Here is a 24401-nt window from a genome sequence, read left to right as displayed (position 1 = left end):
TCGGCCGCCGCCCCCGACCACCCCGGATACCCCAGCAGGCATGGATCAACGACCCGGCCAAGCGCAGGGAACCCGCACCACAAACCTCATAGCGTCACGACCGTCTCACTGGACTTGAAATCTTCCGGCACGCGTTCCAGGCTGGGGTGGAACTGGGTGAGCAGGCCGCGTATCCGGTTGGAGGTGCGGGTGGCCTCGGCCGCGAGGTCCTGGTCGAAGCCGACGAGGACCGTGAGCGCCGGTGGGCCGTGAGGCGACGGGTACGGGTGCGGCCGGTGTCAGGGCGTCCAGGCGCCCGCCGCGGCGGCCTCCCGCACCACGTCGGCGAAGTCCCGCGGCTCGCGTCCCAGCACCTGCTGCACGCCGTCCGAGAGGTAGGCGTTGCGCCCGTCGAGCAGCTGCTCGAACAGGTCCAGGAGGAACTCCGTCTCCTCCGCCGGCATCCCGGCCCCCGTCAGCCGCTTGCCGTACTCGGGCGCCGGGACGGACCGGTAGCGCAGCCCCCGCCCGGTCGCCTCCGCCACGGCCGACACCGCCTCCCCGAACGTCAGCAGCCGCGGCCCCGACACCGCCAGCGCCTGCCCGGCGTACCGCTCGTCGCTCAGCGCCGCGACCACCACCTCGGCGACGTCCCCTACGTCGACGAACGGCTCACGCACCTCACCGGCCGGGAACACCAGCTCCCCGGTCCGGCGCAGTTCCTCGGCGAGCGGCCCCTCGCTGAGATTCTGGGCGAACCACGCGGCCCGTACGACCGTCCAGTCCGCTCCCGACTCCCGGAGCGCCTCCTCGGCGGGGCGCGCGCCCTCCTCGCCGCGCGCCGACAGCAGCACCAGCCGCCGTACGCCGAGCGCCACCGCCTGGTGCGCCAGCAGACCGACACCCAGGGCGGCTTCCGGCGCGCCCACGTCGAAGGGGTACACCAGATAGGCCGCGTCCGCCCCGCGCAGCGTGTCCGCCCAGGTGGCGCGGTCGTGCCAGTCGAACCCGTGGGCTCGTGAAGCGGGCCGCACCGTGGCTCCCGCCGCGTCGACGGCCTGCGCGACCCGCCGGCCCGTACGGCCGGACGCGCCGGTCACCACGACCGTCAGATCGTTCACGTTCGTGTCCTTCGCAAGCTCTGCCATACCTCCAGTGAACTCCCGTCCACCGCCGGGGCCCATCGGCGAGCGCCTCGGGCGCATGCCCCTGCGTCTACGCTGACCGCATGGACGCACTCGCAGGGCTGCTGGACGGCCCGCGCGCCCGCGGCGCCTTCCTGATCCGGGCCTGCTTCGACCCGCCGTGGTGCGTCCGCGTCGAGGACCGCGCCCCGCTGACCGTCATGCTGGTGGCCCGCGGCGACGCCTGGGTCGTCCCGGAGACCGGCGAGCCGCTCCGTCTGGGAGCGGGTGACCTCGCGATCGCCCGCGGCCCGGCCCCCTACACCTGCGCCGACGACCCCGCCACCGCCCCGCAGGCGCTGATCCTGCCGGGCGGCGAGTGCGCCTGCCCCGACGGCGCCCTGCTCAACGGCTCGATGGACCTGGGCGTGCGCACGTGGGGCGACCGGACGGACGGCTCCACCGTGCTCCTGATCGGCACGTACCCGATGCGGACCGAGATCGGGGCGCGCCTGCTGGACGCGCTGCCGCCGCTGCTCTCGCTCGCCGGCGACACGTGGCGCTGTCCGCTGACCCCCCTGCTCATGGACGAGATCGTGCGCGACGAGCCGGGCCAGGAGGTGGTGCTCGACCGCCTCCTCGACCTGCTGGTGATCGCGGCGCTGCGGGCCTGGTTCGCCCGGCCGGAGGCCGACCCGCCCGCCTGGTACCGGGCACAGGCCGATCCGGTGGTGGGCCGTGCGCTCCGCCTCCTCCAGGCCGACCCGGCGCATCCCTGGACCGTGGCGTCCCTCGCCGCCGGGGCCGACGTCTCCCGGGCCGCGCTGGCCCGCCGCTTCACCGACCTCGTCGGCGAACCCCCGATGGCCTACCTGACCGGCCGGCGTCTCGCCCTCGCCGCCGACCGCCTCCGTACCAGCGACGACACCCTCGCATCGATCGCCCGCCAGGTGGGGTACGGCAGCGCGTTCTCGCTGTCCACCGCGTTCAAGAGGGCGTACGGCGTCAGCCCCCAGGAGCACCGGGAGCGTACCGGCGGGTGAGACCGACCGGCAGGCGGGCCCGCGGGTCCCGCGGCGCGGCCTGGCGTCCCGGTACGCGGCGTAGCCTGGCGTACATGTACACGGAGAGGCCGTCGCGCCCGGCCGGCGCCGTGGTGTGGACGAACACCCCGTCCGGGCCGGGAGGCCAGGGCGTGCTTCCCGACGGCTGCATGGACCTGCTGTGGAGCGAGGGCCGGCTGCTGGTCGCGGGTCCGGACACGCAGGCGTACGTCACCGGGGGGCCGCCCGTGACCTGGACCGGGATACGGTTCCGTCCCGGCGTGGCACCCGCCCTGCTCGGTGTCCCCGCCCACGAACTGCGCGACCGGCGCGTGGAACTGACCGATCTGTGGTCCGCGGGCCGGGCTCGGCGACTGAGCGGGCTCGTGGAGGCGGCGGCCGACCCGGAGACGGGCCTGGAGGCGGCGGCCCTCACGCTCGCGGCACAGACCGAGGCGTACGATCCCCAGCTCGGCCTGCTCGTCGCGGCCCTCGACGCGGGCCGTCCCGTGGCCGCCGCGGCCGACGAACTCGGCATCGGGGCGCGACGGCTGCACCGCCGTTCGCTGACCGCGTTCGGGTACGGGCCGAAGACGCTGGCCCGCATCCTCCGCTTCCGGCGGGCCCTCGCCCTGGCCCGCTCCGGGGTGCCCCGGGCGGACACCGCCGCCCGCGCCGGATACGCCGACCAGGCCCATCTCGCGCGCGACGTGAAGCAGTTGGCGGGCCGGACACTGGGTGAACTACTGGCCGGCCGGTAGCGGGGCGAACAGGTCGACGCCGTTGCCGTCCGGGTCGTGGACGACGGCGTACCGCTGCCCCCAGAAGGCGTCCCACGGCTTCAGCTCGCCGTGGTGACCGGCGCCCACCAGCTCCTCGTACACCGCGTCGACCTCGCCGGGCCCGGCGCAGCGCAGGGCGAGCGAGGCGCGCGGACCGCCGGAGGGCGGACGCCAGCCGGGGTGGAAGGAGCGCACGCCGTCCTCGGTGTCCAGCAGCAGCCGCAGCCCGCCGGGCAGCTCGGCCTCGGCGTGCGGCTCCCGCTCGGCCCCCTCGGGGAAGGAGAACCCGAGCCGGCGGTAGAAGGAGACGGAGGCGGCCATGTCGGAGACGACCAGCCCGATGGCATCGAATCGTGGAGTCATACGGCCACGGTAGGCAGCACCCGGCTGCCCGGTCTTGAACGAATCGGACAGTGGCCCGGACGGACCGGTGTGAGAGCGGACAGCGCAAGATCCCTGCAGGCGGACAGATCAGCTTCTTCTCTGCGGACAGCTGATCTCCCTCTCGATGGACCCATTCGTGTCGGTTCGGAACAAACGATCCCTCCAGCGGTCGGCTCTGTGCTGCTTGGGAACTGAGCTGACAGACGGGAGGGACGTTGAAAAAGCCTGACAGGGAAATCAGGGAAATCTTCGAGGCCTTGGACGCCACCGAGTGCGCTCGTTCGGCGGCTGCGTCGGCGGGAGTCGAGCCCAGGACCGTGCGGAGGTACGCACGGATGAGGGCAACCGGTCGCCCGGTCACCGGTCCTGTCCGGCGGTCGAAGACGATCGACCCGTTCATGCCGAAGTTCGAGGAGTGGGGCGACCGCTCCGAAGGCAAGGTCCGTGCGGACAAGCTCCACGGGCGTCTCCAACTGCTGGGGTTCACCGGCGACGAGCGGACGACCCGCCGGGCGGTGGCCTCGGCGAAGGAAGCCTGGCGGGCCGGCAAGATGCGGACCTATCGGCCGTGGATCACTTCTCTGAAACTCACTGCCGAGCCTTGCTCGTGGCCACGATGTCGATGGCGGCTCGGAGCGGTGTCTCTGCATTCCCCAGTAGTGCCCGGGTGATGACGATCGCCTGGATGATTCTCAAGCCGCGCTCGGCCAGGAGGGTCTGGACAGCTTCCATTCCATCGCTCTCAAGGACTGGCCGGGACTCTTCGACAAGCGCGGCCCAGCGTGCGGCTTCCTCGGGACGTAGTCCGATCACGTCGTCAAACACGACTGCTTCCTTCCCGTGCTGAGCCGTTGGGTTGTACTCACGTCTCGTCGGAGCTGACTGCTGCGCTCAGAGCCGGCCCCGGACTCGATTGCCTGCAGAGTCCAGGCGCGGCCGGAGTGAGGCAACCGTCTCAGCTCGCTCACCTGCAGTGCAGGGAAGACGAACGCGGTGCGCATGGGGGGAGCGTAGGTGATGCAGGTTCTCCGCGGCCATGGATATTCAGAGCTGTCACGGGCCCGTCGCCGCAGTGGTGGTGCGCGTGGCGATGTCGGCGAAGGCCGGCATGCCCAGGTTGCAGGCTGTCGAGCGGCGGGTGCGAAGGTTGCCGAGCTGTGCGAGTTCGGCGTTCGCCGCTGCCAGGCTGACCTCGAGCCCAAGGATCGAGCCCTCTCGCCGACGCGTTACCGGGGTGGAACGGTGTCGTAGTCGCGGCGGGCCTGCTCGACCTTGTCCAGGTTGCCGGCGGCCCATTCGGCGAGGTGCGCGAAGAGCGGGGCCAGACTGCGGCCCAGCTCGCTGATCTCGTACTCGACCCGAGGGGGGACCTCCGGGTGGTACGTACGCACGACCATGCCGTCGCGTTCCAGCTGACGCAGCCGCTGGGTCAGTACCTTTGGCGTGATCGTGCCGATCCGTCGTTCCAGCTCGACGAACCGTTGCCGACCATGCACGTGGAGAGTCCACAGGATCGGCGTGGTCCACCGGCTGAACACGATGTCCACGACCGCACTGGTCGGACAGGCGAGTTCCGGGTCGGTCGCAGCGGCTGCATCCCGGTCAGCGTCACCGGCCATACACACCCCCTCGGGATAGTCACTTTCCTGTAGGTACCTACTATATCGATGGTGTTAGCGTCCCCGTGCCGCCCGGAGAGCAGCTCTCCGCGGCGGCCCCGCCTGCTCGGGCGGCGACAACCATCTCGAATTGACACGGGAGTTGTTCATGTTCGTAGTGACGGGTGCGACTGGTAACGTCGGCCGATCGCTCGTGCAGACCCTCGCGGCGATGGGTGCGCAGGTGACCGCGACATCCCGGGGGATCTCGGACGCGGATGTGCCGGAGAGCGTCCGGTGCACGCAGGCGGACCTGGTCGATCCTGAGAGCCTTCGGCCCGTTTTCGACGGAGCCGACGCGCTGTTCCTGCAAAGCGGCGGCCCCAGCGCGCACTTGTTGAGCCCCCAGGACATCCTCGACGTCGCCAAGGCCGGCGGCGTCGGGCGGGTCGTCCTGCTGTCCTCCCAAGGAGTGGCGACCCGACCGCATTCGGCCTCTCTCGGGGACCTGGGACGATCCATCGAGGACGCCGTCCAGCAGTCAGGCATGGACTGGACGATCCTGCGGCCCGGGGGCTTCAACTCCAACGCGTACGCCTGGGTCGAGTCGGTCCGCGCCCGAAGGACCGCCGCCGCGCCGTTCGCCGACATCGGCCTGCCGACCATCGACCCGGACGACATCGCCGAGGTCGCCGCCACAGCCCTGCGGGAGGACGGCCACGCCGGACGGATGTACGAGCTGACCGGGCCCGCGCTCAGCACGCCCCGCCAGCGGGCCGAGGCGATTGCCGACGCACTCGGCGAACCCGTCCGGTTCATCGAGCAGACCCGCGACGAGGCGCACGCGCAGATGCTGCGGTTCATGCCCGAGCCCGTAGTCGAGACCACGCTGTCCATCCTGGGTGAGCCCACCCCCGCCGAGCAGCGCATCAGCCCCGACGTCGAGCGGCTCCTCGGCTGCGAGCCCCGCACCTTCGCCGACTGGGCCCAGCGTCACATCGCCGCCTTCCGATAGGCCCTGCGTCTGCGGCCAAGGCATTCCTCACGACGCACCGCCGACCGCACCCAGACGGTTCCCGCACCTCGGAGTGGGGGTCCGAGGTGCGCAGGTACGGGGAGGTGCCGAGCACGGGGTGGGGAAAGCCGAATCGATCAGCCCCGACATTCCTCGCACCCGCTCGCGGTGGGCCTGTGCGATGCGTCGCCGTGCGCTGTTCGCCGAGTGCGCGGGCGAGTTGCTCACGGAGCCGCTGGTCCTCCTCGGTGAGGCGCCGGATGCGGGCGTCGGCGGCTTCGAGTCGCCGCAGCAAGGAGGCATCGGTGGTGCGCTGGCGTGCGGGAATGGGCGATGCGGGGTAGCGGCCTTGCACTGCCCGCAGTCGCTCGATCTCCGCTCGCAGGTCCGGCTGGGCAAAGAGCCAGGACCGGGAGACGCCCGCGCGCTTCGCGACGTGTTCGAAGGTGACTGGCTCGCCTGCCGCGTCGAGGGAGCGGAGCGCCTGGACGGGCCTTGGCGCGGGTGTACTCGCTGCGGCGGCGGGCGCATTCGGCTTCCGGTCCACCGCATCCGTGAGGTCGTCGTCACCAAGCCCGTGCTGTTCGATCAGATCGCCGACGGCCGTTCGCCCCGGCTCTCGCTCGGCGAGCTGTCCTCGCTCGGCGTGGACGTCGCGATCTACAGCACGCCGTGCCCGTTCGCCGCCCACGAGGCCATGGACGCGGCCCTGGCGGGCCTCAGAGCAGCCGACGGGCGCCTGCCCGAGGCCGACGCCGAGCGCGGTGTCGGGGTGCGGGCGGCCCCCGTCTGCTGGAGCGGAACATCGCCCGGTTCCGCTCTGCCGCCGGGCACGAGGCGGGCGCCCGGGGCGAGGCGGACCGGGGCGGCGCCGGGCGCGAGGAGCCCGCGCGGAGAGCGGTCTGCCGAACGGTGGCATGTCCGCCTGACCTGCGGGTCTTCCCGGCCGCGCGGGGGGTGGCGGCGTCCGTCGGGTCCCCTTGCGAGGCGTGCCTGCGGACCCGCGGCCGTGGGCCGCGGTCGCGCGGGCCCGCCGGAGGCCTTCCGCGGGTAGAAAGCGATTTCTCCTCACGGCGGTGCTCCTCACCGGGTGCGGGCGGGACGACGTGTCTCCCCCGGCCCCGAGTGATGGAATACCCGGCTTCGGTGCGATGCTCTGGTGATACCGGTGCTCGTGTGCTGCGAAGGGCTGGTGGGCACATGACGGCAGACCAGGCTGACCCCGTGGTCAGGACCCCCTACGGGCAGGTGCGCGGCAGGTACGAGGACGGCGTCGCCGTCTTCAGGGGCATCCCCTACGCGGCGCCCCCCTTCGGCCCGCGCCGGTTCCGGCCCCCCGAGCCGCCCGAGCCGTGGGACGGGGTGCGCGGGGCGGACGCCTTCGGACCGACACCGCCCAAGCCGCCGTACTCAGAGGCCTTCGAGAAGTACCTGTCCGATCCGGTCGTGCCCGGCGACGACTGCCTCAACCTCAACGTCTGGACGCCCGACCCGGCCCCGATCGCCCGGCTGCCCGTCATGGTGTGGCTGCACGGCGGCGCCCTGACCCGCGGGTCCTCCTCCGTTCCCGTCTACGACGGGCGCGCCTTCGCCCGGGACGGCGTCGTCCTGGTCTCCGTCAACTACCGCCTGGGGGTCGAGGGCTACGGCCTGTTCCCGGACGCCCCCGCCAATCCCGGGCTGCGGGACCAGCTCGCCGCCCTGTACTGGGTGCACGCGTCGATCACCGCCTTCGGCGGCGACCCCGACCGGGTGACGCTGTGCGGACAGTCGGCGGGTGCGATCAGCGTCGGCGCGCTGATCGCCGCACCGCAGGCGCAGGGGCTGTTCCGCCGCGCCGTCCTGCAGAGCGGGCCGCCGGAGGCCTTCGACCGGGACAAGGTCCGGCGCATGGTGCGCCGCATGGCGACCCGGCTGAAGATCCCGGCGACCGCGCAGGCCTTCGCCGAGGTCGACCGGGACCTGCTGCTGCGGACCCAGGCCGAGGCCGGCCGGCTCAGCAGCCCGGTGCTCGGCGGGCCGGCCTTCGGCGTCGTCGTCGACGGCGACCTGGTGCCGCGCGATCCGCTCCAGGCGCTGACCGAGGGCTCGGCGGCGCCCGGCGCAGAGCTGCTGATGGGCTGGACCCGGGACGAGTACCGGCTGTGGCTGGTGCCGGGCGGGCTGCTGGAGCGGGTGGACCGGCTCGGTCCGGTGGCGCTCGCCGGCGCCATGGCGCGCTGCCACTGCGGGCACGAGGTGCCGCGAGGCTACCGCGCCCTGAACCCGCAGGCAGGCACTGCCGAGATCGTCGGCCAGATGGTCACCGATCATCTCCTGCGCCTGCCGATGCACCGTCTGGCCGAGGCCCGGCCGCGGAGGTCGTACGTCTACGAGTTCGCCTGGCCGTCGCGGCTGCCCGGTCTCGGCGCCTGCCACGCGTTGGAACTCGGGTTCGTCTTCGACACCGGAGAGGTGCCGGAGTCCGCGAAGCTGGCGGGCCCGGGCGGTCCGCGTGCGCTGTCGGAGCAGATGCACGGGGCCTGGGTCCGTTTCGCCGTCGAGGGAGACCCGGGCTGGGAAGCCTGGGACACCGGACACCCGGTACGGATCTTCGGCGAGCCCGCACCGGCGGCGCCGGAGGGCGAGGCCCCGGCGGACGGCTCCCGCCCGCGCGACCTCCGGGACCCCTACACCGCCCGCGGCCACCGGGACGCCGAACTCGCCCTCTGGACCGCCGCCGAGCCCACCCCGGTGGAAACGGCACTCGCCACGGGACGGGACCCCGGGACGCCCGCGCGCGGTGCGGAACGCCGCTCGGCGGTACAGCGGCTCCGGCGCTCCGTCGGCGTCCGCCGGCACTGACCTTCCTCCCGAAGCCCGTCGGGCGGTTCCGGCTCCGCACGCATCACCGGACGTCGCCGCGGGGCGGCGTCGGGCGGCGTCGGGCCGGGCAGGCGCACCCCGGCGGCCCCGGCCGGCGCCCGCGGGGTCCCCGGTACAGCGGCGAGTGCCCGGCCGGGGCCGCACCGACGCTCCCCGGCCCGGGGGCCCGGGCCGCCTTGCCGGCGGGAACCGCTCCGTCACACCGCCGGTCGGCCGATCCCTGTCACCCGGGTCGGTCCGTCAGCGTGCGCGCGATCGAGGCGATGGCCTCCGGGCCCACCCGGCAGCAGCCGCCGATCAGCCGCGCCCCCGCGTCCCGCCAGCCGAGGACCCGGCCGGGGGCGAAGGTGGAGCGGCCGTCCCAGCGACGCGCCCCGGCGTCCCAGCCCTCACCGCTGTTGGGGTAGGCGACGACGGGCTTGCCCGTCACGCGCGCCGCGATCTCCACGGCGGCGTCGACGTCCTGCGGGGCGCAGCAGTTGACGCCGACCGCCACGACGTCGTCCGCTTCGGCGGCCGGAGCGAAGGCCTCCGCCAGCGGCTGCCCGGCCCGGGTGCGCGTGCCGTCCACGGTGTACGACAGCCAGGCGGGGACCCCGAGCCCGCGCACCGCCCGCAGCAGCGCCGCCGCCTCGTCCGCGTCCGGCACGGTCTCCAGGGCCAGTACGTCGGGCCCGGCGGCCGCCAGCACCTCCAGCCGGGGCCGGTGGAAACGTTCCAGCTCCCGCACGCTCAGCCCGTAGCGCCCCCGGTACTCGGAGCCGTCGGCGAGCATCGCCCCGTAGGGGCCCGCGGACGCGGCGACCCACAGCGGCCGGGGCGCCCCCGCGTCCCGCGCCTGCCGTACGGCCTCCCGCGCCAGCTCCACGGCGAGCGCGAGCAGCCGGGCCGCCTCCGCGCGGCCGATCCCGCGCCGGGCGAACCCCTCGAACGTGGCCTGGTAGCCGGCGGTGATCGCCACGTCGGCGCCCGCTGAGAAGTAGGCCAGGTGCGCCGCGACGATCGCCTCGGGCCGCTCGGCCAGCAGCCGCGCCGACCACAGTTCGTCGCTCAGGTCGTGCCCGGCCGCCTCCAGTTGGTTGGACAGGCCGCCGTCGAGGACGACCGTCCCGGAGGCGAGGGCCTCGGCGAGGGTGGGGCCGCTGGTCATGTCGTCGACGGTAGCCGAGCGAGCCGCGGTCGCGGGCGACGCGGCGGTCGCCCTCCCGGCGGGCCCGGTCGGACGGGGACCGCCGCCCGCAACGCGGCAATTCCGTTGCCCGAACGAACCGCCGCCGCGCACAATCCGGCGCATGACCTCACTGATCCGCCATGTGACGATCGACTGCGCCGACCCCTACGAGCTCGCCGGATTCTGGTCCCGGGTGCTGGACCTGCCCCTGCACGACGACGACAGGCCGGGCGACCCGGAGGCGTCGATCGAAGGGGCCGGGCTGCTGTTCCTGGCCGTTCCGGAGACCAAGACGGTGAAGAACCGGCTCCACTTCGACCTCCAGCCGCAGGACCGCACGCGTGACGAGGAGGTGCGGCGACTGGTCGCCCTCGGAGCCGCCCTGGTCGCCGACCACCGCAAACCCGACGGCACGGGCTGGGCCGTCCTCGGCGACCCGGAGGGCAACGAGTTCTGCGTGGAGCGGAGTGCGCCGGAGCGGGCGGAGGGCTGACCGCAGACCCGCCGGGAGGCCGACCGGCGCTGCCCCGCCGCACCCGCTCGCTTCCGCCGCGCACGCAGCCGGCCGGGCGGGGCGCGCCTCACACGGCCGTGAGCCGCTCGGCGAACTCCTCGGGGTGCGTGCCGGCACCGACGTGGCCGCCGGGGAACTCGGCGAACCCGCCGCCCGTGCGCCCGGCGAGGAACCGGGCCGTGCGGTGGAGCAGCAGGTCTCGGGAGTCGACGCCCGCGGCGAACGTGAGGCGGGCCGGGCCGCCGTGTCCCCCCGGAGCCGGCAGGTCCGGGCGATGGGCGGTGAAGGGGCCCAGGACATGCCTGAGGAAGAGGGCCGTCGGGTTCCGCAGCTCCTCCTCGCGGGACAGCGGCCGGGCCGCGGTGTCGGCGGCAGGCGGTGCCTCCCGGTCCTCCAGCACCGCGGTGAGACGGGCCGCCGCGGCCGCCGGTCCCAGGGTGCGGTAGGTGTCGCACACCGCTGCGAACGACTTCTGCCGTCGTCGCCCGTCGGGCAGCGGTGCCACGCACGGTGCCTCGTGCGCGACGACGTGCGCCAGTCGCTCCCCGTGCCGGGCCAGCAGGTCCAGGGCGGCGATGCCGCCGGAGCTGAGCCCGAGGACGTAGGCGGATTCCCCGTCGGGCAGCGTGGCGTGGAGGACCCGGCTCGCGCCGTCACCCCAGTCCTCCACGCGCTGGTCGCCGACGGGCATCCCCAGGCGGCCGTGCGCGAGGCCGAGCGGGTCGTACGTGACGACCGTGAAGCGGTCGGCGAGTGGTTCCACGAGGGGATCGAGTCCCATGGGGTGGCCGGCGCCGCCGGGCAGGACCAGCAGCAGGGGCCCGCGCCCGCGGACGTCGTGGTGCAGGTCAGGCATGGCTCTCGTGTTCCTTGCCGGTCGGTGCGTGACCCGCTTCGCGGGGCCAGTGGGTGAGGGCCGTGTGCAGCGCGTCGACGGCCTTGTCCCACGACCTGCGCACGTCCCGGGGAGCCGCGAAGCCGCCGGCCGCCTCCAGGGCGCAGTAGCCGTGGAACGTGCTGCGCAGCAGGCGCACCGCGTCGGTGAGGTCGGGCTCCTCCAGGCCGTAGGCGCGGAGCATGCCGTAGGTGATCTCGGCGGTACGGCGCATGGCGGGCGTGTCGGCGAAGACGACCGGGTCGATGCGGATCTGGGTGGCGGCGTAGCGCCCCGGGTGGGCCAGAGCGTATTCCCGGTAGGCACCCGCGAAGGCGGTCAGCGCCTCCTTGCCCGCGCGCCCGGCCACGGCGGCCGCGATCCGGTCGATCATCTCCCCGCCGGCCAGCAGCGCGATCCGTGTCCGCAGTTCCTGGAGGTTCCTGACGTGCGAGTAGAGGCTCGCGTCCCGCACCCCGAAACTCCGCGCCAGCGCGGACAGGCTGACCTTGTCGAACCCGACCTCGTCGGCGAGATCGGCCGCAGCGGCGACGAGGCGGTCGACGGTGATACCGGCACGGGCCAAGGGAAACCTCCGAGAACCGAGCAAACCTAGAGACCCTAGGCTACAGCCTGGCCGCCAAAGGGGCGTCCGGCACGTCCTTGCCCGGGGCCGACCGGTGGATCACCGGCGGGCGGCGGCGTCCCCACGGGCCCACCGCGGCGCCTGACCGCAGGGGGCGCCGCACGGGGCCGTCCGGGCGGCCCCGGAGACGGTCCGCGGCCACCGCCGGACACCCCCGGGCCGGGGCATGCCGCGCCACGCGAGGGGACCCGGCACCGACGGCTCCGGAGACAGGGCATACCGTGAGGAGTCGTACGCCTGGGTGAGGAGAGACGGATGGGCAGCCGCACCGCGCTGGTCGAGGATCTGATGGAGCGCTTTCCGCATGTGCCGCGGGAGGCCGTCTTCAAGGAGGACCTGCTGCGCGGCGGGGTCGCCTTCGACCCCTCGGCGCTCAGTGACACCGCCAACGAGGCCGCCGGCGAGGTCAAGCCGAAGTCCTACTTCATCTTCTCGTTCGACCACGGCACCCTGCCCGAGCTGGGCGAGGCCGCGCTGCGCCGCCCGCCGGAGGAGATCATCCTCACCGGCGGCCCCTACGACCTGCGCAGGACCGTGGTGTCCGTCCGCGTGAACCCGGCCTCCCCCTACCGGGTGGCCGCCGACGAGGAAGGCCTGCTCGGCCTGTACCTGGACGGCAAGCGCATCGCCGACGTCGGCGTGCCGCCGATGCCGGAGTACTACCGGCACACCCTCTCCAACGGGAAGTCCGTGATGGAGGTGGCCCCCACCATCCAGTGGGGCTACCTGATCTACCTCACCGTCTTCCGGGTCTGCCAGTACTTCGGCGCCAAGGAGGAGTGCCAGTACTGCGACATCAACCACAACTGGCGCCAGCACAAGGCCGCCGGCCGCCCCTACACGGGCGTGAAGGACGTGGAGGAGGTCCTGGAGGCGCTGGAGATCATCGACCGGTACGACACCCAGAAGGCCTCCACCGCCTACACGCTCACCGGCGGCGCCATCACCAAGTCGGTCGCCGGACGCGACGAGGCCGACTTCTACGGCCACTACGCCAAGGCCATCGAGGAGCGCTTCCCGGGCCGCTGGATCGGCAAGGTCGTCGCGCAGGCACTGCCCAAGGCGGACGTGCAGCGCTTCAAGGACTACGGCGTGCAGATCTACCACCCCAACTACGAGGTGTGGGACCGTCGGCTGTTCGAGCTGTACTGCCCGGGCAAGGAGCGCTACGTCGGCCGCGACGAGTGGCATCGCAGGATCCTCGACTCCGCCGACGTGTTCGGCGCCCGCAACGTCATCCCGAACTTCGTGGCGGGCGTGGAGATGGCCGAGCCGTTCGGCTTCACCGACGTCGGCGAGGCCGTCGCCTCGACCACCGAGGGCCTGCGCTTCTTCATGTCGCACGGCATCACCCCCCGGTTCACCACCTGGTGCCCGGAACCCACCACCCCGCTCGGCAAGGCCAATCCGCAGGGCGCGCCGCTGGAGTACCACATCCGCCTGCTGGAGGCCTACCGCGCCACCATGGACGAGTTCGGCCTGTCCTCGCCCCCCGGCTACGGCCCGCCCGGCCCCGGCCACGCCGTCTTCTCCGTCAGTTCCTTCATGGACAGCCTTCCGGCGCAGGATCCTGCCGTGGCGCGCTGAGCCACCCGCGGGTCCGCTCCCGCGCCCTGCGCGCGGAGGCGGGCCCGCGACATCTGAACAGGGCGCTTGTCAGTTGTGTCGGAGGCGTGAAAAGCTCGGGCAGCACTGCGAGGGTTCCCGCAACTCAGTCTTCAGTGCAGTGAGTTGACCTCGCCTGTGGATGCAGGAGACCCATTGCCCGACCTGCCGACTCCCCAGGACGTCACCGAGGCGGCGCAGTTCACCGAGTGCTGGGACGCCGTCCTGTCCTACGCCGACCTGTGCACGTCCGGCTCCGCCGCCGCTCAGGCGCTGGCCAGGGAGGCGTTCGCACTCGGCATGCGCCAGGCACGCGACGCCGCGCCGGTCACCCGGCACGCACCCGGCCGCCGCCCCGACCGGCTGCCGCGGATCCCGCTGCTGCTGACGGCCGTCCGCAGCACGGCAGCCGACTGGGAGGCCGCGGGGGAGGGCCACCGACTCGACCCCGACCTGCGCCTGTGGCTCAACTCGGACAGGGCCGCCCGTCACAACGGCCCGCTCCAGGGCCGCCCCCTGGGCCTGCGCGCTCTGCGCGACCTGCCGGAAACCGACGCCGAACTGCTCTGGACGGCCGAGGTGGAGGCGCTGCCGCCGCACGTGGCCGCCCGCGGCCTCGGCCTCGACCCGACCGCCGCGGCCGACGCCCTCGACCAGGCACGCACCGTGTTCCGGGACCGCTGCCGCAGGGGCCACCTCCACGCCCCGCTCCCCGCCGAGTGCCGCAGCTACGCACGGCTGCTCGACGCCGTCACCCGCCGGCCCGGCACCGACACCCCCGAGGACCTCTCCCGGCACCTCGCGACCTGCGCCGGCTGCGCCGAGGCCGCCGCCTGCCTGAGCCTGCACGGACGCACCCTGCCCGCGGCCCTGGCCGGCGGCGTCATCGGCTGGGGCGGACTGGCCTACCTCGAACGGCGCCGCCGCGCCGCCGAGGTGCGCCTGTGCACCGGACGCCCCGAGGACCCGGCGGCCGACCGGCACGGCGAACCGGACAGCGGGACCCGCTTCGCCCGCGGCGGACTGCTCGTCGCGGCCGGCCTGGTCTCCGTGCTCGCGCTCGCCGTCTCCCTGATGCCGTTCGGCTCCGGGGGCGACGCCGCCGCCCGCTCCGACGACCTCGCCCGCCGGCCGGTCACCGGCGCAGGCGGCCTGCCGACCGCCCCACCGACACCCACCCGTACCGTCGCCCCGCGATCCACCCCGCCACCGGCCACGCCCACGACGCCCGCCACCCCGGCCACCTCCACCGCACCGGCCGCGCCCGCCAGCGGTTCGCCGACCGCCGGACGCGAGGCTCCCGCCCCCGAGCCGCAGGGCACCACCGCGTCGACCGCCCCCAGCCAGGGCGGCGGGCCGTCCGCGGCAGTCGGTTGCACGGTCGGCTACCGGGTCGTCAACCAGTGGACAGGCGGCTTCCAGGCCGCCGTCACCCTCACCTCCGCCGACGCGCTCGACGACTGGAGCGTCGCCTGGTCCTTCCCCGACGGTCAGCGCATCACCCAGATGTGGGACGCCCGGTTCTCCCAGTCCGGTCCCGGCGTCACCGTCGGCGCCGCCGACTACAGCACGCCCGTCCCGTCCGGCGGCACCGTCTCCTTCGGCTTCCTCGGCACCTGGCAGGACCGGAACGCGGACCCGGACCGCTTCACCCTCGACGGACGAACCTGCCGGACGGGATGACGTGTTGCCGCAGCAGGCCGACACCCCGCGCACCGACGAGCCCCAGGTCTGCGAGGCCCGGCGATGAGACGCGTACCGGAGGGGACGGGCGGGGCGCCGTCCAGGCTGTGGGCGCGCGCCGCGTGTCTGTGGGCGGTGGCGTTCGCCGGGCTGCACTTCTACTGGGCCGTCGGCGGTGATCTGGGCCTGAGCGTCTCCGCCGGTCCGCAGGCCACCGAGCGCTCGCTCTGGTTCGTCGTAGTCGGTCTGTGGGGTGTGGGAGCGCTGTGCCTCCTCGGCGCCCTGCTGGCGTGGCTGCTTCCCCGGTCCGGGCTCCGGGGCGTTCCCGCTCTGCTGGTGAGGCGGCTGGGGTGGGGTGTCAGCGCCCTCCTTCTGGCCCGTGGCATCGGTGTCGAGGTGCTGCTGCTGACCGATGCCACGCACCTGAGCACCTCCGTGAGCGCGGGGCAGCGGGTGTGGACCCTGGCCCTCTGGAACCCCTGGTTCGTCGCCGGAGGACTGGCCTTCGGCCTCGCCGCCCTCCGGTCCGGCAGGTGCGCCGACGCGGAACCGCCACCCGCGCACGGAGCCCGATCGCTCCGCCGACGACCCGCAGCCCCATCGCTCCGACCCCGGCAGCTCGCACACCGTCTGACGGAGCGGCAGGTGAACGTGCCCGCCGGGCGCGCGAAAACCTGTTGACCCCGGGTGTGAGGGTCCCGCTAGGGTGAGGGCGTTCCGCGCGGCGGCAGTCGGCCGCCGCGGACCACGTACAGGGATGAGGAGGTGTCGACCGATGGCCGTCTTTGCGCCGGGCGCTGCCCGCAACCAGGAATCCGTCCAGTCCACCTCCGCGGCCACCGGCTGACCTCACCCTGTCTCTCCGCGCCCGTCGGCGCGTCCCGGGGCCGCCCCTGTGAAGGGTCACCCTTGACTTCCAGCTCCTCCCACCCGTTCGGTTCCTCCGGTTCCTCCCCCTCCTCGCCCGCGCCGTCCGCCGCTGTCCGCGAGCTGACCGCGTACGGCTGGGACGAGGGCTGGGCCGAGACGTTCGCCCCCCACGCGGCCGAGGGCCTGCTGCCCGGTCGTGTGATCCGGGTCGACCGCGGACAGTGCGACGTCGTCACCGCCGGCGGTGTGCTGCGCGCGGACACCGCGTTCGTCACCCCGCACGACCCGCTGCGGGTCGTGTGCACGGGCGACTGGGTCGCGCTCGACCCCGGCGGCAACCCCCGCTACGTCCGGACCTGCCTGCCCCGCCGCACCGCCTTCGTGCGTTCCACCTCCTCCAAGCGGTCCGAGGGCCAGATCCTCGCCGCCAACGTCGACCACGCGATCGTCGCGGTCTCCCTCGGCGTCGAACTCGACCTCGGCCGCATCGAGCGCTTCCTCGCCCTGGCCTGGGAGTCCGGGGCGCAGCCCGTGGTCGTGCTCACCAAGGCCGACCTCGTCCCCGACGAGGTGACACGGTCCCACCTCGTGCAGGACGTCGAGACGACCGCTCCCGGCGTGCCGGTCCTCCCGGTCAGCGCGGCACGGGGCGAAGGCCTCGACGTGCTCACCGCGCTCGTCTCCGGGGGTACGTCCGTGCTGCTCGGGCAGTCCGGCGCGGGCAAGTCGACCCTCGCCAACGCGCTGCTCGGCGAGGACGTGATGGACGTGCGGACCACCCGCGACGTCGACGGAAAGGGCCGCCACACCACGACCACCCGCAACCTCCTCGCCCTTCGGGACGGCGGCGTCCTGATCGACACCCCCGGCCTGCGCGGCGTGGGGCTGTGGGACGCCGAGACCGGCGTCGGGCAGGTCTTCTCCGAGATCGAGGAACTCGCCACGCGGTGCCGGTTCCACGACTGCGCGCACGACAGTGAGCCGGGGTGCGCGGTGCGGGCGGCCATCGAGGACGGTGACCTGCCCGTACGGCGGCTGGACAGCTACCGCAAGCTGAAGCGCGAGAACCAGTGGATCGTCGCGAAGACCGACGCGCGGCTCCGGGCGGAGCTGCGCAGGGACTGGAAGCGGAAGGGCGCCCAGGGACGGGCGGCCATGGAGGCCAAGCGCGGGCGTCTGCGCTAGTGCCGCGGCAGGCAACGTTCGCCCGTCGAGGAGCGGCGTCCGGTGCGTGCTCCCGGTGTGCCGGCCGGAAGCCCTCGTACCGGGATGTACTCGGGCTTTCGTCCGGTGCAGCGAGAGTGCGTGCCGGGCGTCGCGACGGGGCGAACGTTGCCTGATGCGGCACTAGCTAGTGCTGTGACCGGAGCGGTTCACCGGCGCAGCCCTTTCCGGTCACAGCACCAGCCGCACGCCGGTCCGGGTCGCGCACCGATCCGGGCCGGTCCCCACGACGGGGGCCGGTGCCCCGGCCCGCCGCGCCCCGGATCGGTTCCTCCCGCCCCACGGGAGCCGCCCGCGCCCGCCCGGACCGTCGGTGCGCGGGCACGCGGCCCGCCCCGCCTCACCTACACGTCCGAATCCCGCCGGTCCGGGCCGCGCCCCGGGCGCAGACTGGAAGACGTGATGGACGAGGACACCAGGTACGAGGCGGTCCGGAGCCGGGACGCCCGGTTCGACGGGGCGTTCTTCTTCGCCGTGACGACGACCGGCATCTACTGCCGGCCCAGTTGCCCCGCCGTCCCGCCGAAACGGCGCAACGTGCGGTTCTTCGCCACGGCCGCCGCCGCACAGGGTGCGGGGTTCCGGGCCTGCCGGAGGTGCCGGCCCGACGCGGTGCCGGGCTCGGCCGAGTGGAACGCCCGCGCCGACGCCGTCGGACGGGCCATGCGGCTGATCGGCGACGGCGTCGTCGACCGGGAGGGCGTCGCCGGACTGGCCGCCCGCCTGGGATACAGCGCCCGGCAGGTGCAGCGGCAGCTCACCGCAGAGCTGGGCGCCGGCCCGGTCGCCCTGGCTCGCGCGCAGCGGGCGCACACGGCACGCGTCCTGCTTCAGACGACCACCCTGCCGGTCACCCGGATCGCCTTCGCGGCCGGGTTCGCCAGCGTCCGCCAGTTCAACGACACCATCAGGGACGTGTACGCGGACACCCCGACCGGAGTGCGCGCCGTCGCCCCCCGGGGCAGCCGGCCGGACACGCCGGGCGCCGGGATCCCGCTGCGGCTCGCCTACCGGGGCCCGTACCGGTCGGGCCCCGTCTTCGACCAACTGCGCCGCGAGGCGGTGGCCGGGGTGGAGGAGGTCACCGGCCCACCCGGAGAGCGGGTCCTCCGCAGGGCCCTGCGGTTGCCGTACGGCACCGGGATCGTCGCCGTCGACGAACGACCGGGCACGCCGCGGCCGGGTCGCGGCGCCCACCCCGGCGGCTGGCTGGACGCGCGGCTGCACCTCACCGACCTGCGCGATCTGACCACCGCGGTGCAGCGACTGCGCCGCCTGTTCGACCTCGACGCCGACCCGTACGCCGTCGACGAGCGGCTGGGCGCCGACCCCCGTCTTGCTCCGCTGGTCGCGGCGCGGCCCGGCCTGCGCGTGCCGGGCACCGTCGACCCGGAGGAGTTCGCCGTCCGGGCCCTGGTGGGCCGCGACGAGGCCGAACGGCTGGTCCGGCGCCACGGCAAGGCCCTCGACGCCCCCTGCGGCAGCCTCACCCACCTCTTCCCCGAACCGGGCGTCCTGGCCGGCGCCGAACCAGGCAGCCCCCTGGGCGCGCTCGGCGCCGCCCTCGCCGACGGTGCCGTACGACTCGACGCCGGCGCCGACCGCGACGACGCGCAGCAGGCCCTGCTCGCCGTGCCCGGTGTCGACCCGGCCACCGCCGCGACCGTCCGCGCCCGCGCCCTGGGCGACCCCGACGTCGCGCCGCCCGGCGCCGACCTCCCCGACAGCTGGCGCCCCTGGCGCACCTACGCCGTACAACACCTGCGCACCGCAGGGGACTGGGAGCTTCCATGACCGCCTCGACCCACTGGACCGAGATCCCCTGCCCGCTGGGCCCGCTCCTGCTGACCGCCGACCCGGACGGCGCACTGACCTCGCTGTCCGTGCCGGGCCAGAAGGGCGGACGCACGGTCCAGGACGGCTGGGTGCACGCCCCGGCGCTCTTCGCCGCGGCCGGGGAGCAACTGGCCGCGTACTTCGCCGGCGACCTCGAGGAGTTCTCGCTCCCGCTGCGCCCGCGCGGCACGGCCTTCCGCGAGCAGGTGTGGGCGGCCCTGGACACCGTGCCCTACGGTGCGACCGCCACGTACGGCGAGATCGCCGCGCGCATCGGTGCCTCCCGCGCCGCCGTGCGCGCCGTCGGCGGGGCGGTCGGCGCCAATCCGCTGCTGATCGTCCGGCCCTGCCACCGGGTCATCGGCGCGGACGGCTCGCTCACCGGGTACGCCGGCGGCCTGGAGCGCAAGGTCCGGCTGCTCAGCCTGGAGGGCGCGCTCTGAGGCCCTGTCCTGCGGATCACGCCGGAGATGCGGGGCCCGGCCGCCACTCACCCGGATCGAGAGGCGCCGCCTGCCTCCTGCGAACCGATCCGCCGGTCAGGCCCTGGCTCCGGCCGCTCCGCACCGGACCGGTCCCGGGCGTGCGTCCGCCCTACAGGGCGCTCTTCGCTCGCCACGTGTCCCAGTCGGCGTTCCAGTCGCCGAGGCCGTTGTTCAGGGCGACGCGGCCCTTGGTCTCGGTGCCCTTGACCTCGAAAGGGTCGCCGACGGTGGTGTGCTGGTAGAGCCACTTCGCATCGGCGTCGCTCATGCCGATGCAGCCGTGGCTCTTGTTGGCCCGGCCGAAGTACGCGGCGTTCCAGGGCGCCGCGTGGGCGTAGGTGCCCGACCAGGTCAGCCTCATGGCGTAGTCGACCGTCTGGTCGTAGGCGTCGCCCAGGCCCACGGTCTCGGAGTTCATGCGGATCGAACCCTCCTTGGCCATGACGACCTCGGTTCCCCGCCACGAGCCCGTCTCGGGGCCGGGCGTCCCCCCAGAGACGGGGAACGTCCGCACCGTCCTGCCGCCCCGCTCCACGGTGAGCCGTTTGCGGTCGAGGTCGACCTTGACGATCTGCCGTGCGCCGACGGTGAATCCCAGCCGGTAGTCCCGGACGAACCAGCCGCCGTCCGCTCCCGCGTCGGTGCCGTTCAGCCGGGCGTCGAGGGTCACCCGCGTGCCGGGACGCCAGTACTCCCTGGGGCGCCAGTCCGCACGGTCCTTGCCGGACCAGTCCTTCATCCACCCCCAGGAGCCCTCGGTGCCGTTGGAGGTGGTGACCTTCAACTGACGTTCCACGGCGGCCTTGTCGTGCACGGGGCGGTCGAAGACGAGGGAGATCGGCTGGGCGACACCGACCGTGGTGCCGTCGCCGGGCCGCCAGTCCACCTTGTTGACCCGTTCTGCGGCCCGGGTGGTGAGGGAGGCGCGCGACTGCCCCGGCGTTCCGTCGTCCGCGCGAGTGGCCGCCACGACCGTGTACGAGGTGCCGGGCGCGGCGTTGCGGTCGGACACCCAGGTCCGGTTGCTCTCGGACAGACTGCCCGACAGGCGGGTGCCCTCGGCGTCGGTGACGGCGACCGAGGTGAGGATGCCGCCGTGCGCCGCCACCCGGACCGGCTCGCCGGGCTTCGCCGCGCTGCCCTCCGGTGACACGGTGACGGTGGCCGTGCCGCCGTCCCCGTGCTCCGCTGGGGCCTTCCCGTCCGTCCCCGCCGCGGAGGAACCGCCGGCGGAGCAGGCCGGGAGCGCGGCCGTCGCCAGGACGACCGCCGTGGCCAGGGTGGCGACGCGGGCCCGTCCGGGACTCCTGCGCAGGGGGCCGGCGGATGGGGGCCGGACACGTATCGGGCTCAACGAACACCTCCGGGAGAGTCGGCAGAACGCCGGGACGCAGCGACTGTAGGCCGTGAAAACCGCAGGACAGCGGCGTGCCGGCGAGTGTGACGGCAGCCGGTGGGGAACGGTCGTCGTCCCGTCACGCAGAGGGCGCGGAACGGTCACCGCCGCCCCCGCGGACCGGTGTGTCCGGGGCGGGAGGGGCCAGGGGGCCGGGGGAGTGGGCCCGCGGTGACGGGCGCCGCAGCACAACGGTCATGGTCCGGTCACACGCGCCGCGCGGCCCGGTCACGGGCGCCTGTGAGCCTTCGAGGCGTTCCGCGCTCAGGGACCCGGGTCCGCTTCCGGCTCGACCACGACCGGCAACGGCACCCGCACCCGCTCCACGCACCCGCACACCCGCACACCCGCATCCAAGGAGGCACTGTGTCAGTGCTGCTCACGACGGCGAGCCGTGGCCGGCAGGAGATCCTGCTCCACCCCGTGTCCGCCGACGTGTACCGGGCCTTTCTCGCGTCGCGGGCCGGATCGGCCCTCGCCCCCGGCTTTCTGCAGTACCCGTCCTGGGCCGCGGTGAAGGAGGGCTGGCACGCCCGGCTGCTCGGATGGGGGCCGGGCACCGGGGGCCGGGCGGACGAGTTGTCCGGAGTGGCCCTGGTGCTGCTGCGTCAGTTCCCCGGCACCCGCAAGTACTTCGCCTACCTGCCGGAGGGGCCCGTCGCCGACTGGGCGGACGCGGACCTCGACAGCTGGCTGACGCCGTTGCTGCGCCACCTGCGCGCGGAGGGCGCCTTCGCCGTCCGGATCGGGCCCTCGCCCGACTACCGTCGCTGGGACGCGGCCGGACTCAAGGCGGGGGCGGGGCCCGGGCGGCGCGTCACCGACGTGCTGGACTGCGAGGTCGATCCGCTGGGCGCCGCGGTGGCCGAACGGCTGCGGGCACGGGGCTGGCAGCGCTGCGGCGGCGACGAGGGCGACGGCGACGCGCAACCCCGGTTCGTCTTCCGGGTGCCGCTGGCCGGACGCAGCGTCGACGACCTGTGGTCCGGGCTGAGCCAGGAGTGGCGGCGCAACATCCGCCGGGCACACAGGTCGCTGGTGGAGGTGACGGTGGGCGGGGCCGACGAACTCCCCGATTTCCACCGGCTGCTGCGCATCACCGAGGAGCGGGACGGTTTCCGACTCGGCCGTTCCCTGGACTACTACCGGCGCCAGTTCGCCGCACTCAACGCCGAGGAACCGGGCCGGATGCGGCTGTACGTCGCCCGCCACCGGGGGGAGATCCTGGCCGCCCACACCATGATCACGGTGGGGCGCCGGGTCTGGTACCAGACCGGGGCCTCCGCCGACCACCGGCGCGAGGTCCGTCCGTCGAACGCGCTCCAGTGGCGGATGGTGCGCGACGCCCACGCCCTGGGCGCGGAGGTCTACGACATGCGGGGCGTGTCCTCCGTCCTCGATCCCGGCGACCGCGCCTTCGGCCTGCTCCGCTGGAAACTCGGCACCCGCGGCCGGGTCGTGGAGACGCTGGGGGAGTGGGAGACACCCCTGGAGGGGACCGCCAACCACGCGCTGTACCGCGCCTTCCAGATGTACCTGGCCCGCCGGTGAGCGCCGCCACGACGCCCGGTGCCGCGAGCGGCACCGATACCCCCGGCACCACCGCCGCGGAAGGGCGAGCGGACCACCGGCCCGTGTCGGTGCTGCACAGCAGCGCGCTCATGGCCGCCGGATCCCTCGTCTCCCGTGCCACCGGGTTCGTGCGTTCGGCCGTGGTCGCCGCCGCGCTCGGTGTCGGACTGGCCGCCGACGGCTACGCGGTGGGCAACACCGTCCCCAACATCCTCTACACCCTCCTTCTCGGCGGCGCGCTCAACGCGGTCTTCGTCCCCGAACTGGTGAAGGCCGCCAGGCGGCACCCCGACGGTGGAGCGGCGTACACGGAACGCCTGCTCACCGTCTGCACTGCCGCCCTGCTGCTGATCACGGTCGTGGCGGTGCTCGCCGCGCCCGCCGTCGTGGCCGCCTACACGAACTACAGCGGCGGGCAGGCGGCGACGACGGTCGTCTTCGCCCGCTGCTGCCTGCCCCAGATCCTCTTCCTCGGCCTGTTCACCCTGCTGGGGCAAGTCCTCAACGCCAAGGACCGGTTCGCCGCCATGATGTGGGCGCCCGTCCTCAACAACCTCGTCGTCATCGGCGTCTTCGCCCTCTACCTGAAGACCGTCGGCGGCGGCGGAACCCTCACCACCGGCGAGGCCGAGCTGCTCGGCTGGGGCACCACGGCCGGTATCGTCGCCCAGACCCTTGCGCTGGTGCCGTCGCTGCGTGCGGCGCGTCTGCGCTGGCGGCCCCGGTTCGACTGGCGCGGCAGCGGGCTGTCCCGGCCACTGCGCTCGGCCGGCTGGCTGGTCCTGCTCGTCCTGACCAACCAGCTCGCCTACTGGGTGGTGACCCGGCTCGCCACGACCGCAGGGGAGCGCGCGGCGGCGCAGGGCATCGGCGGGGCCGGCTTCAGCGCCTACAGCAACGCCTACCTGCTGTGGGCCGTGCCGCACGGCATCGTCACCGTCTCCCTGGTCACCGCGCTGATGCCGCGGATGAGCCGGGCGGCGGCCGACGGGGACACGGCCGGGCTGCGACGGGACGTCTCGGGCGCCCTGCGCAGCACCGCCTCCGCCGTCGTGCCCGCCGCGTGCGTGCTCGGCGCCGTCGCCGGGCCGGTCATGGCGATCGTGTTCCAGTACGGCAGGACCGGCGCGGACGACGTCGCGGTGATGGCGGGGACACTCGCCGCGTTCGCCCCCGGCCTGGTCGCCTTCTCCGTCCAGTACGTCCTCGCGCGCACCTTCTACGCCCTCTCCGACACCCGCACGCCCTTCCTGCTGAACCTGGTCGTCGCCGGGCTCAACGCCGGCCTGTCCGCCCTCGCCTTCCTGCTGCTGCCCGCGCGCTGGGCCGTCACCGGCATGGCCGGGGCCTACTCGGTCGCGCTCTTCGCCGGTTGCGCGGTCACCGCCCGCACACTGGCCCGCAGGCTTCCGGCGGCACCCGAACGGGGACCGCTGCGCTCATCCGGCGCCACCGCGCTGGCCCGCCTGCTGGCGGCCGCGCTCCCGGCCGCGCCGCTCGGCCACCTCGCCGCCACCCGTACCGCTTCGCTGGGCCCGTTCGCGGCGGCGCTCGCGGGGACGGGGGCCGTCGTCGCGGTCTTCGCCCTGCTGGCCCGGCCGCTCCGGCTGACCGGGGTGGAGGCCGCGCTCGCCGCCGTGCCCCGGGCCCTGCGCCGCCGAACCCGACGGGACGGCCCGCGACCGCATCGCCCCCTCAACTGATCAGGCGAAAACCCTATTTGATCGAATGGAAT

General features: G+C 74.1%; 22 protein-coding genes and 1 pseudogene. 14 read left to right on the top strand and 9 right to left on the bottom strand.

Going from position 1 to position 24401, the window contains the following annotated elements; all coding sequences use genetic code 11:
• Positions 1-278: 278 nt before the first annotated feature.
• On the bottom strand, positions 279-1127 hold the full coding sequence (locus JS756_RS11250; RefSeq protein ID WP_205382871.1) for an NmrA family NAD(P)-binding protein: 849 nt from the start codon (positions 1125-1127) through the stop codon (positions 279-281).
• An 80-nt stretch (positions 1128-1207) separates the two neighbouring features.
• Between JS756_RS11250 and JS756_RS11245 the strand changes: the two genes are divergently transcribed.
• On the top strand, positions 1208-2146 hold the full coding sequence (locus tag JS756_RS11245) for an AraC family transcriptional regulator (protein ID WP_205382870.1): 939 nt from the start codon (positions 1208-1210) through the stop codon (positions 2144-2146).
• A gap of 74 nt (positions 2147-2220) precedes the next feature.
• Positions 2221-2907, top strand: a complete 687-nt coding sequence (locus JS756_RS11240) for a helix-turn-helix domain-containing protein (RefSeq protein ID WP_205382869.1) — start codon at positions 2221-2223, stop codon at positions 2905-2907.
• Here the strand turns inward: JS756_RS11240 and JS756_RS11235 are convergent.
• The 3 genes from JS756_RS11235 to JS756_RS11225 form a co-directional block, all read right to left on the bottom strand.
• Positions 2890-3291 (bottom strand): VOC family protein, encoded by a 402-nt coding sequence (locus tag JS756_RS11235; RefSeq protein WP_205382868.1) that lies wholly within the window; start codon positions 3289-3291, stop codon positions 2890-2892. The two genes, JS756_RS11240 and JS756_RS11235, sit on opposite strands and share 18 nt — an antisense overlap.
• A 609-nt stretch (positions 3292-3900) precedes the next feature.
• On the bottom strand, positions 3901-4137 hold the full coding sequence (locus JS756_RS11230; RefSeq protein ID WP_205382867.1) for a hypothetical protein: 237 nt from the start codon (positions 4135-4137) through the stop codon (positions 3901-3903).
• Positions 4138-4538: 401 nt separating this feature from the next.
• Entirely contained in the window at positions 4539-4931 is a 393-nt protein-coding gene (locus JS756_RS11225) for a winged helix-turn-helix transcriptional regulator (protein WP_205382866.1), read from the bottom strand.
• Positions 4932-5079: 148 nt separating this feature from the next.
• Here JS756_RS11225 and JS756_RS11220 point away from each other — a divergent pair, with 148 nt between their 5' ends.
• Positions 5080-5925 (top strand): NAD(P)H-binding protein, encoded by an 846-nt coding sequence (locus tag JS756_RS11220; protein WP_205382865.1) that lies wholly within the window; start codon positions 5080-5082, stop codon positions 5923-5925.
• Here the strand turns inward: JS756_RS11220 and JS756_RS37545 are convergent.
• Positions 5840-6472, bottom strand: a complete 633-nt coding sequence (locus tag JS756_RS37545) for a DUF6262 family protein (RefSeq protein ID WP_307790505.1) — start codon at positions 6470-6472, stop codon at positions 5840-5842. The two genes, JS756_RS11220 and JS756_RS37545, sit on opposite strands and share 86 nt — an antisense overlap.
• On the opposite strand from JS756_RS37545, the pseudogene JS756_RS36660 reads away from it, so the two are divergent.
• Both JS756_RS36660 and JS756_RS11215 read left to right on the top strand, forming a co-directional pair.
• Positions 6467-6744: pseudogene (locus JS756_RS36660) on the top strand (isocitrate lyase/PEP mutase family protein); the annotation flags it as partial. The gene JS756_RS37545 and the pseudogene JS756_RS36660 overlap by 6 nt on opposite strands.
• Before the next feature lie 381 nt (positions 6745-7125).
• A complete protein-coding gene (locus tag JS756_RS11215; protein ID WP_205382864.1) occupies positions 7126-8769 on the top strand; it encodes a carboxylesterase/lipase family protein in 1644 nt (547 codons plus the stop codon).
• 244 nt (positions 8770-9013) lie between these two features.
• On the opposite strand, the gene mmuM is transcribed toward JS756_RS11215, so the two are convergent.
• On the bottom strand, positions 9014-9940 hold the full coding sequence (mmuM, locus tag JS756_RS11210; RefSeq protein ID WP_205382863.1) for a homocysteine S-methyltransferase: 927 nt from the start codon (positions 9938-9940) through the stop codon (positions 9014-9016).
• A gap of 142 nt (positions 9941-10082) precedes the next feature.
• Here mmuM and JS756_RS11205 point away from each other — a divergent pair, with 142 nt between their 5' ends.
• Positions 10083-10454, top strand: a complete 372-nt coding sequence (locus tag JS756_RS11205; RefSeq protein ID WP_205382862.1) for a VOC family protein — start codon at positions 10083-10085, stop codon at positions 10452-10454.
• Positions 10455-10542: 88 nt separating this feature from the next.
• Here JS756_RS11205 and JS756_RS11200 read toward each other — a convergent pair whose 3' ends face one another.
• Positions 10543-11331, bottom strand: coding sequence for an alpha/beta fold hydrolase (locus tag JS756_RS11200; protein WP_205382861.1), 789 nt, complete (start codon positions 11329-11331; stop codon positions 10543-10545).
• Positions 11324-11935 (bottom strand): TetR-like C-terminal domain-containing protein, encoded by a 612-nt coding sequence (locus JS756_RS11195; protein ID WP_205382860.1) that lies wholly within the window; start codon positions 11933-11935, stop codon positions 11324-11326. The genes JS756_RS11200 and JS756_RS11195 overlap by 8 nt, the downstream gene beginning before the upstream one ends.
• A 315-nt stretch (positions 11936-12250) precedes the next feature.
• On the opposite strand from JS756_RS11195, the gene JS756_RS11190 reads away from it, so the two are divergent.
• The 6 genes from JS756_RS11190 to JS756_RS11165 all read left to right on the top strand — a co-directional run bounded on the left by JS756_RS11190 (position 12251) and on the right by JS756_RS11165 (position 19656).
• The gene (locus JS756_RS11190; RefSeq protein WP_205382859.1) at positions 12251-13582 is read left to right on the top strand and encodes a radical SAM protein; all 1332 of its coding nucleotides are present in this window, start codon (positions 12251-12253) and stop codon (positions 13580-13582) included.
• Positions 13583-13756: 174 nt separating this feature from the next.
• Positions 13757-15283 carry a cellulose-binding domain-containing protein gene (locus JS756_RS11185; protein ID WP_205382858.1) on the top strand — a complete coding sequence of 509 codons (1527 nt, stop codon included), beginning with the start codon at positions 13757-13759 and terminating at the stop codon, positions 15281-15283.
• A 63-nt stretch (positions 15284-15346) separates the two neighbouring features.
• Positions 15347-15964, top strand: coding sequence for a DUF3995 domain-containing protein (locus JS756_RS11180; protein ID WP_205382857.1), 618 nt, complete (start codon positions 15347-15349; stop codon positions 15962-15964).
• 228 nt (positions 15965-16192) lie between these two features.
• The gene (rsgA, locus tag JS756_RS11175) at positions 16193-17338 is read left to right on the top strand and encodes a ribosome small subunit-dependent GTPase A (RefSeq protein WP_438817301.1); all 1146 of its coding nucleotides are present in this window, start codon (positions 16193-16195) and stop codon (positions 17336-17338) included.
• 441 nt (positions 17339-17779) lie between these two features.
• On the top strand, positions 17780-19171 hold the full coding sequence (locus JS756_RS11170; protein WP_205382901.1) for an AlkA N-terminal domain-containing protein: 1392 nt from the start codon (positions 17780-17782) through the stop codon (positions 19169-19171).
• Positions 19168-19656 carry a methylated-DNA--[protein]-cysteine S-methyltransferase gene (locus tag JS756_RS11165; protein ID WP_205382856.1) on the top strand — a complete coding sequence of 163 codons (489 nt, stop codon included), beginning with the start codon at positions 19168-19170 and terminating at the stop codon, positions 19654-19656. The genes JS756_RS11170 and JS756_RS11165 overlap by 4 nt, the downstream gene beginning before the upstream one ends.
• 151 nt (positions 19657-19807) lie before the next feature.
• Here JS756_RS11165 and JS756_RS11160 read toward each other — a convergent pair whose 3' ends face one another.
• Positions 19808-21052, bottom strand: coding sequence for a L,D-transpeptidase (locus JS756_RS11160; protein WP_438817300.1), 1245 nt, complete (start codon positions 21050-21052; stop codon positions 19808-19810).
• A gap of 408 nt (positions 21053-21460) precedes the next feature.
• Here JS756_RS11160 and JS756_RS11155 point away from each other — a divergent pair, with 408 nt between their 5' ends.
• Complete coding sequence (locus JS756_RS11155) at positions 21461-22645, top strand: lipid II:glycine glycyltransferase FemX (RefSeq protein ID WP_205382855.1); 1185 nt, start codon at positions 21461-21463, stop codon at positions 22643-22645.
• Positions 22642-24369, top strand: a complete 1728-nt coding sequence (gene murJ / locus JS756_RS11150) for a murein biosynthesis integral membrane protein MurJ (protein ID WP_438817299.1) — start codon at positions 22642-22644, stop codon at positions 24367-24369. The genes JS756_RS11155 and murJ overlap by 4 nt, the downstream gene beginning before the upstream one ends.
• Positions 24370-24401 lie beyond the last annotated feature (32 nt).

The organism is Streptomyces actuosus (genome assembly GCF_016921115.1).
GTDB lineage: Bacteria > Actinomycetota > Actinomycetes > Streptomycetales > Streptomycetaceae > Streptomyces > Streptomyces actuosus_A.
Note: the sequence above shows the minus strand (reverse complement) of the source record. Positions and strands in the feature narration are given on the sequence as shown.

What these genes read in the sequence shown, in the direction of transcription:
- JS756_RS11250 (WP_205382871.1), bottom strand. Translation starts at nt 1,127, where the DNA reads ATGGCAGAGCTTGCGAAGGACACGAACGTGAACGATCTGACGGTCGTG.
- JS756_RS11245 (WP_205382870.1), top strand. Translation starts at nt 1,208, where the DNA reads ATGGACGCACTCGCAGGGCTGCTGGACGGCCCGCGCGCCCGCGGCGCC.
- JS756_RS11240 (WP_205382869.1), top strand. Translation starts at nt 2,221, where the DNA reads ATGTACACGGAGAGGCCGTCGCGCCCGGCCGGCGCCGTGGTGTGGACG.
- JS756_RS11235 (WP_205382868.1), bottom strand. Translation starts at nt 3,291, where the DNA reads ATGACTCCACGATTCGATGCCATCGGGCTGGTCGTCTCCGACATGGCC.
- JS756_RS11225 (WP_205382866.1), bottom strand. Translation starts at nt 4,931, where the DNA reads ATGGCCGGTGACGCTGACCGGGATGCAGCCGCTGCGACCGACCCGGAA.
- JS756_RS11220 (WP_205382865.1), top strand. Translation starts at nt 5,080, where the DNA reads ATGTTCGTAGTGACGGGTGCGACTGGTAACGTCGGCCGATCGCTCGTG.
- JS756_RS11215 (WP_205382864.1), top strand. Translation starts at nt 7,126, where the DNA reads ATGACGGCAGACCAGGCTGACCCCGTGGTCAGGACCCCCTACGGGCAG.
- mmuM (WP_205382863.1), bottom strand. Translation starts at nt 9,940, where the DNA reads ATGACCAGCGGCCCCACCCTCGCCGAGGCCCTCGCCTCCGGGACGGTC.
- JS756_RS11205 (WP_205382862.1), top strand. Translation starts at nt 10,083, where the DNA reads ATGACCTCACTGATCCGCCATGTGACGATCGACTGCGCCGACCCCTAC.
- JS756_RS11200 (WP_205382861.1), bottom strand. Translation starts at nt 11,331, where the DNA reads ATGCCTGACCTGCACCACGACGTCCGCGGGCGCGGGCCCCTGCTGCTG.
- JS756_RS11190 (WP_205382859.1), top strand. Translation starts at nt 12,251, where the DNA reads ATGGGCAGCCGCACCGCGCTGGTCGAGGATCTGATGGAGCGCTTTCCG.
- JS756_RS11180 (WP_205382857.1), top strand. Translation starts at nt 15,347, where the DNA reads ATGAGACGCGTACCGGAGGGGACGGGCGGGGCGCCGTCCAGGCTGTGG.
- JS756_RS11170 (WP_205382901.1), top strand. Translation starts at nt 17,780, where the DNA reads ATGGACGAGGACACCAGGTACGAGGCGGTCCGGAGCCGGGACGCCCGG.
- JS756_RS11165 (WP_205382856.1), top strand. Translation starts at nt 19,168, where the DNA reads ATGACCGCCTCGACCCACTGGACCGAGATCCCCTGCCCGCTGGGCCCG.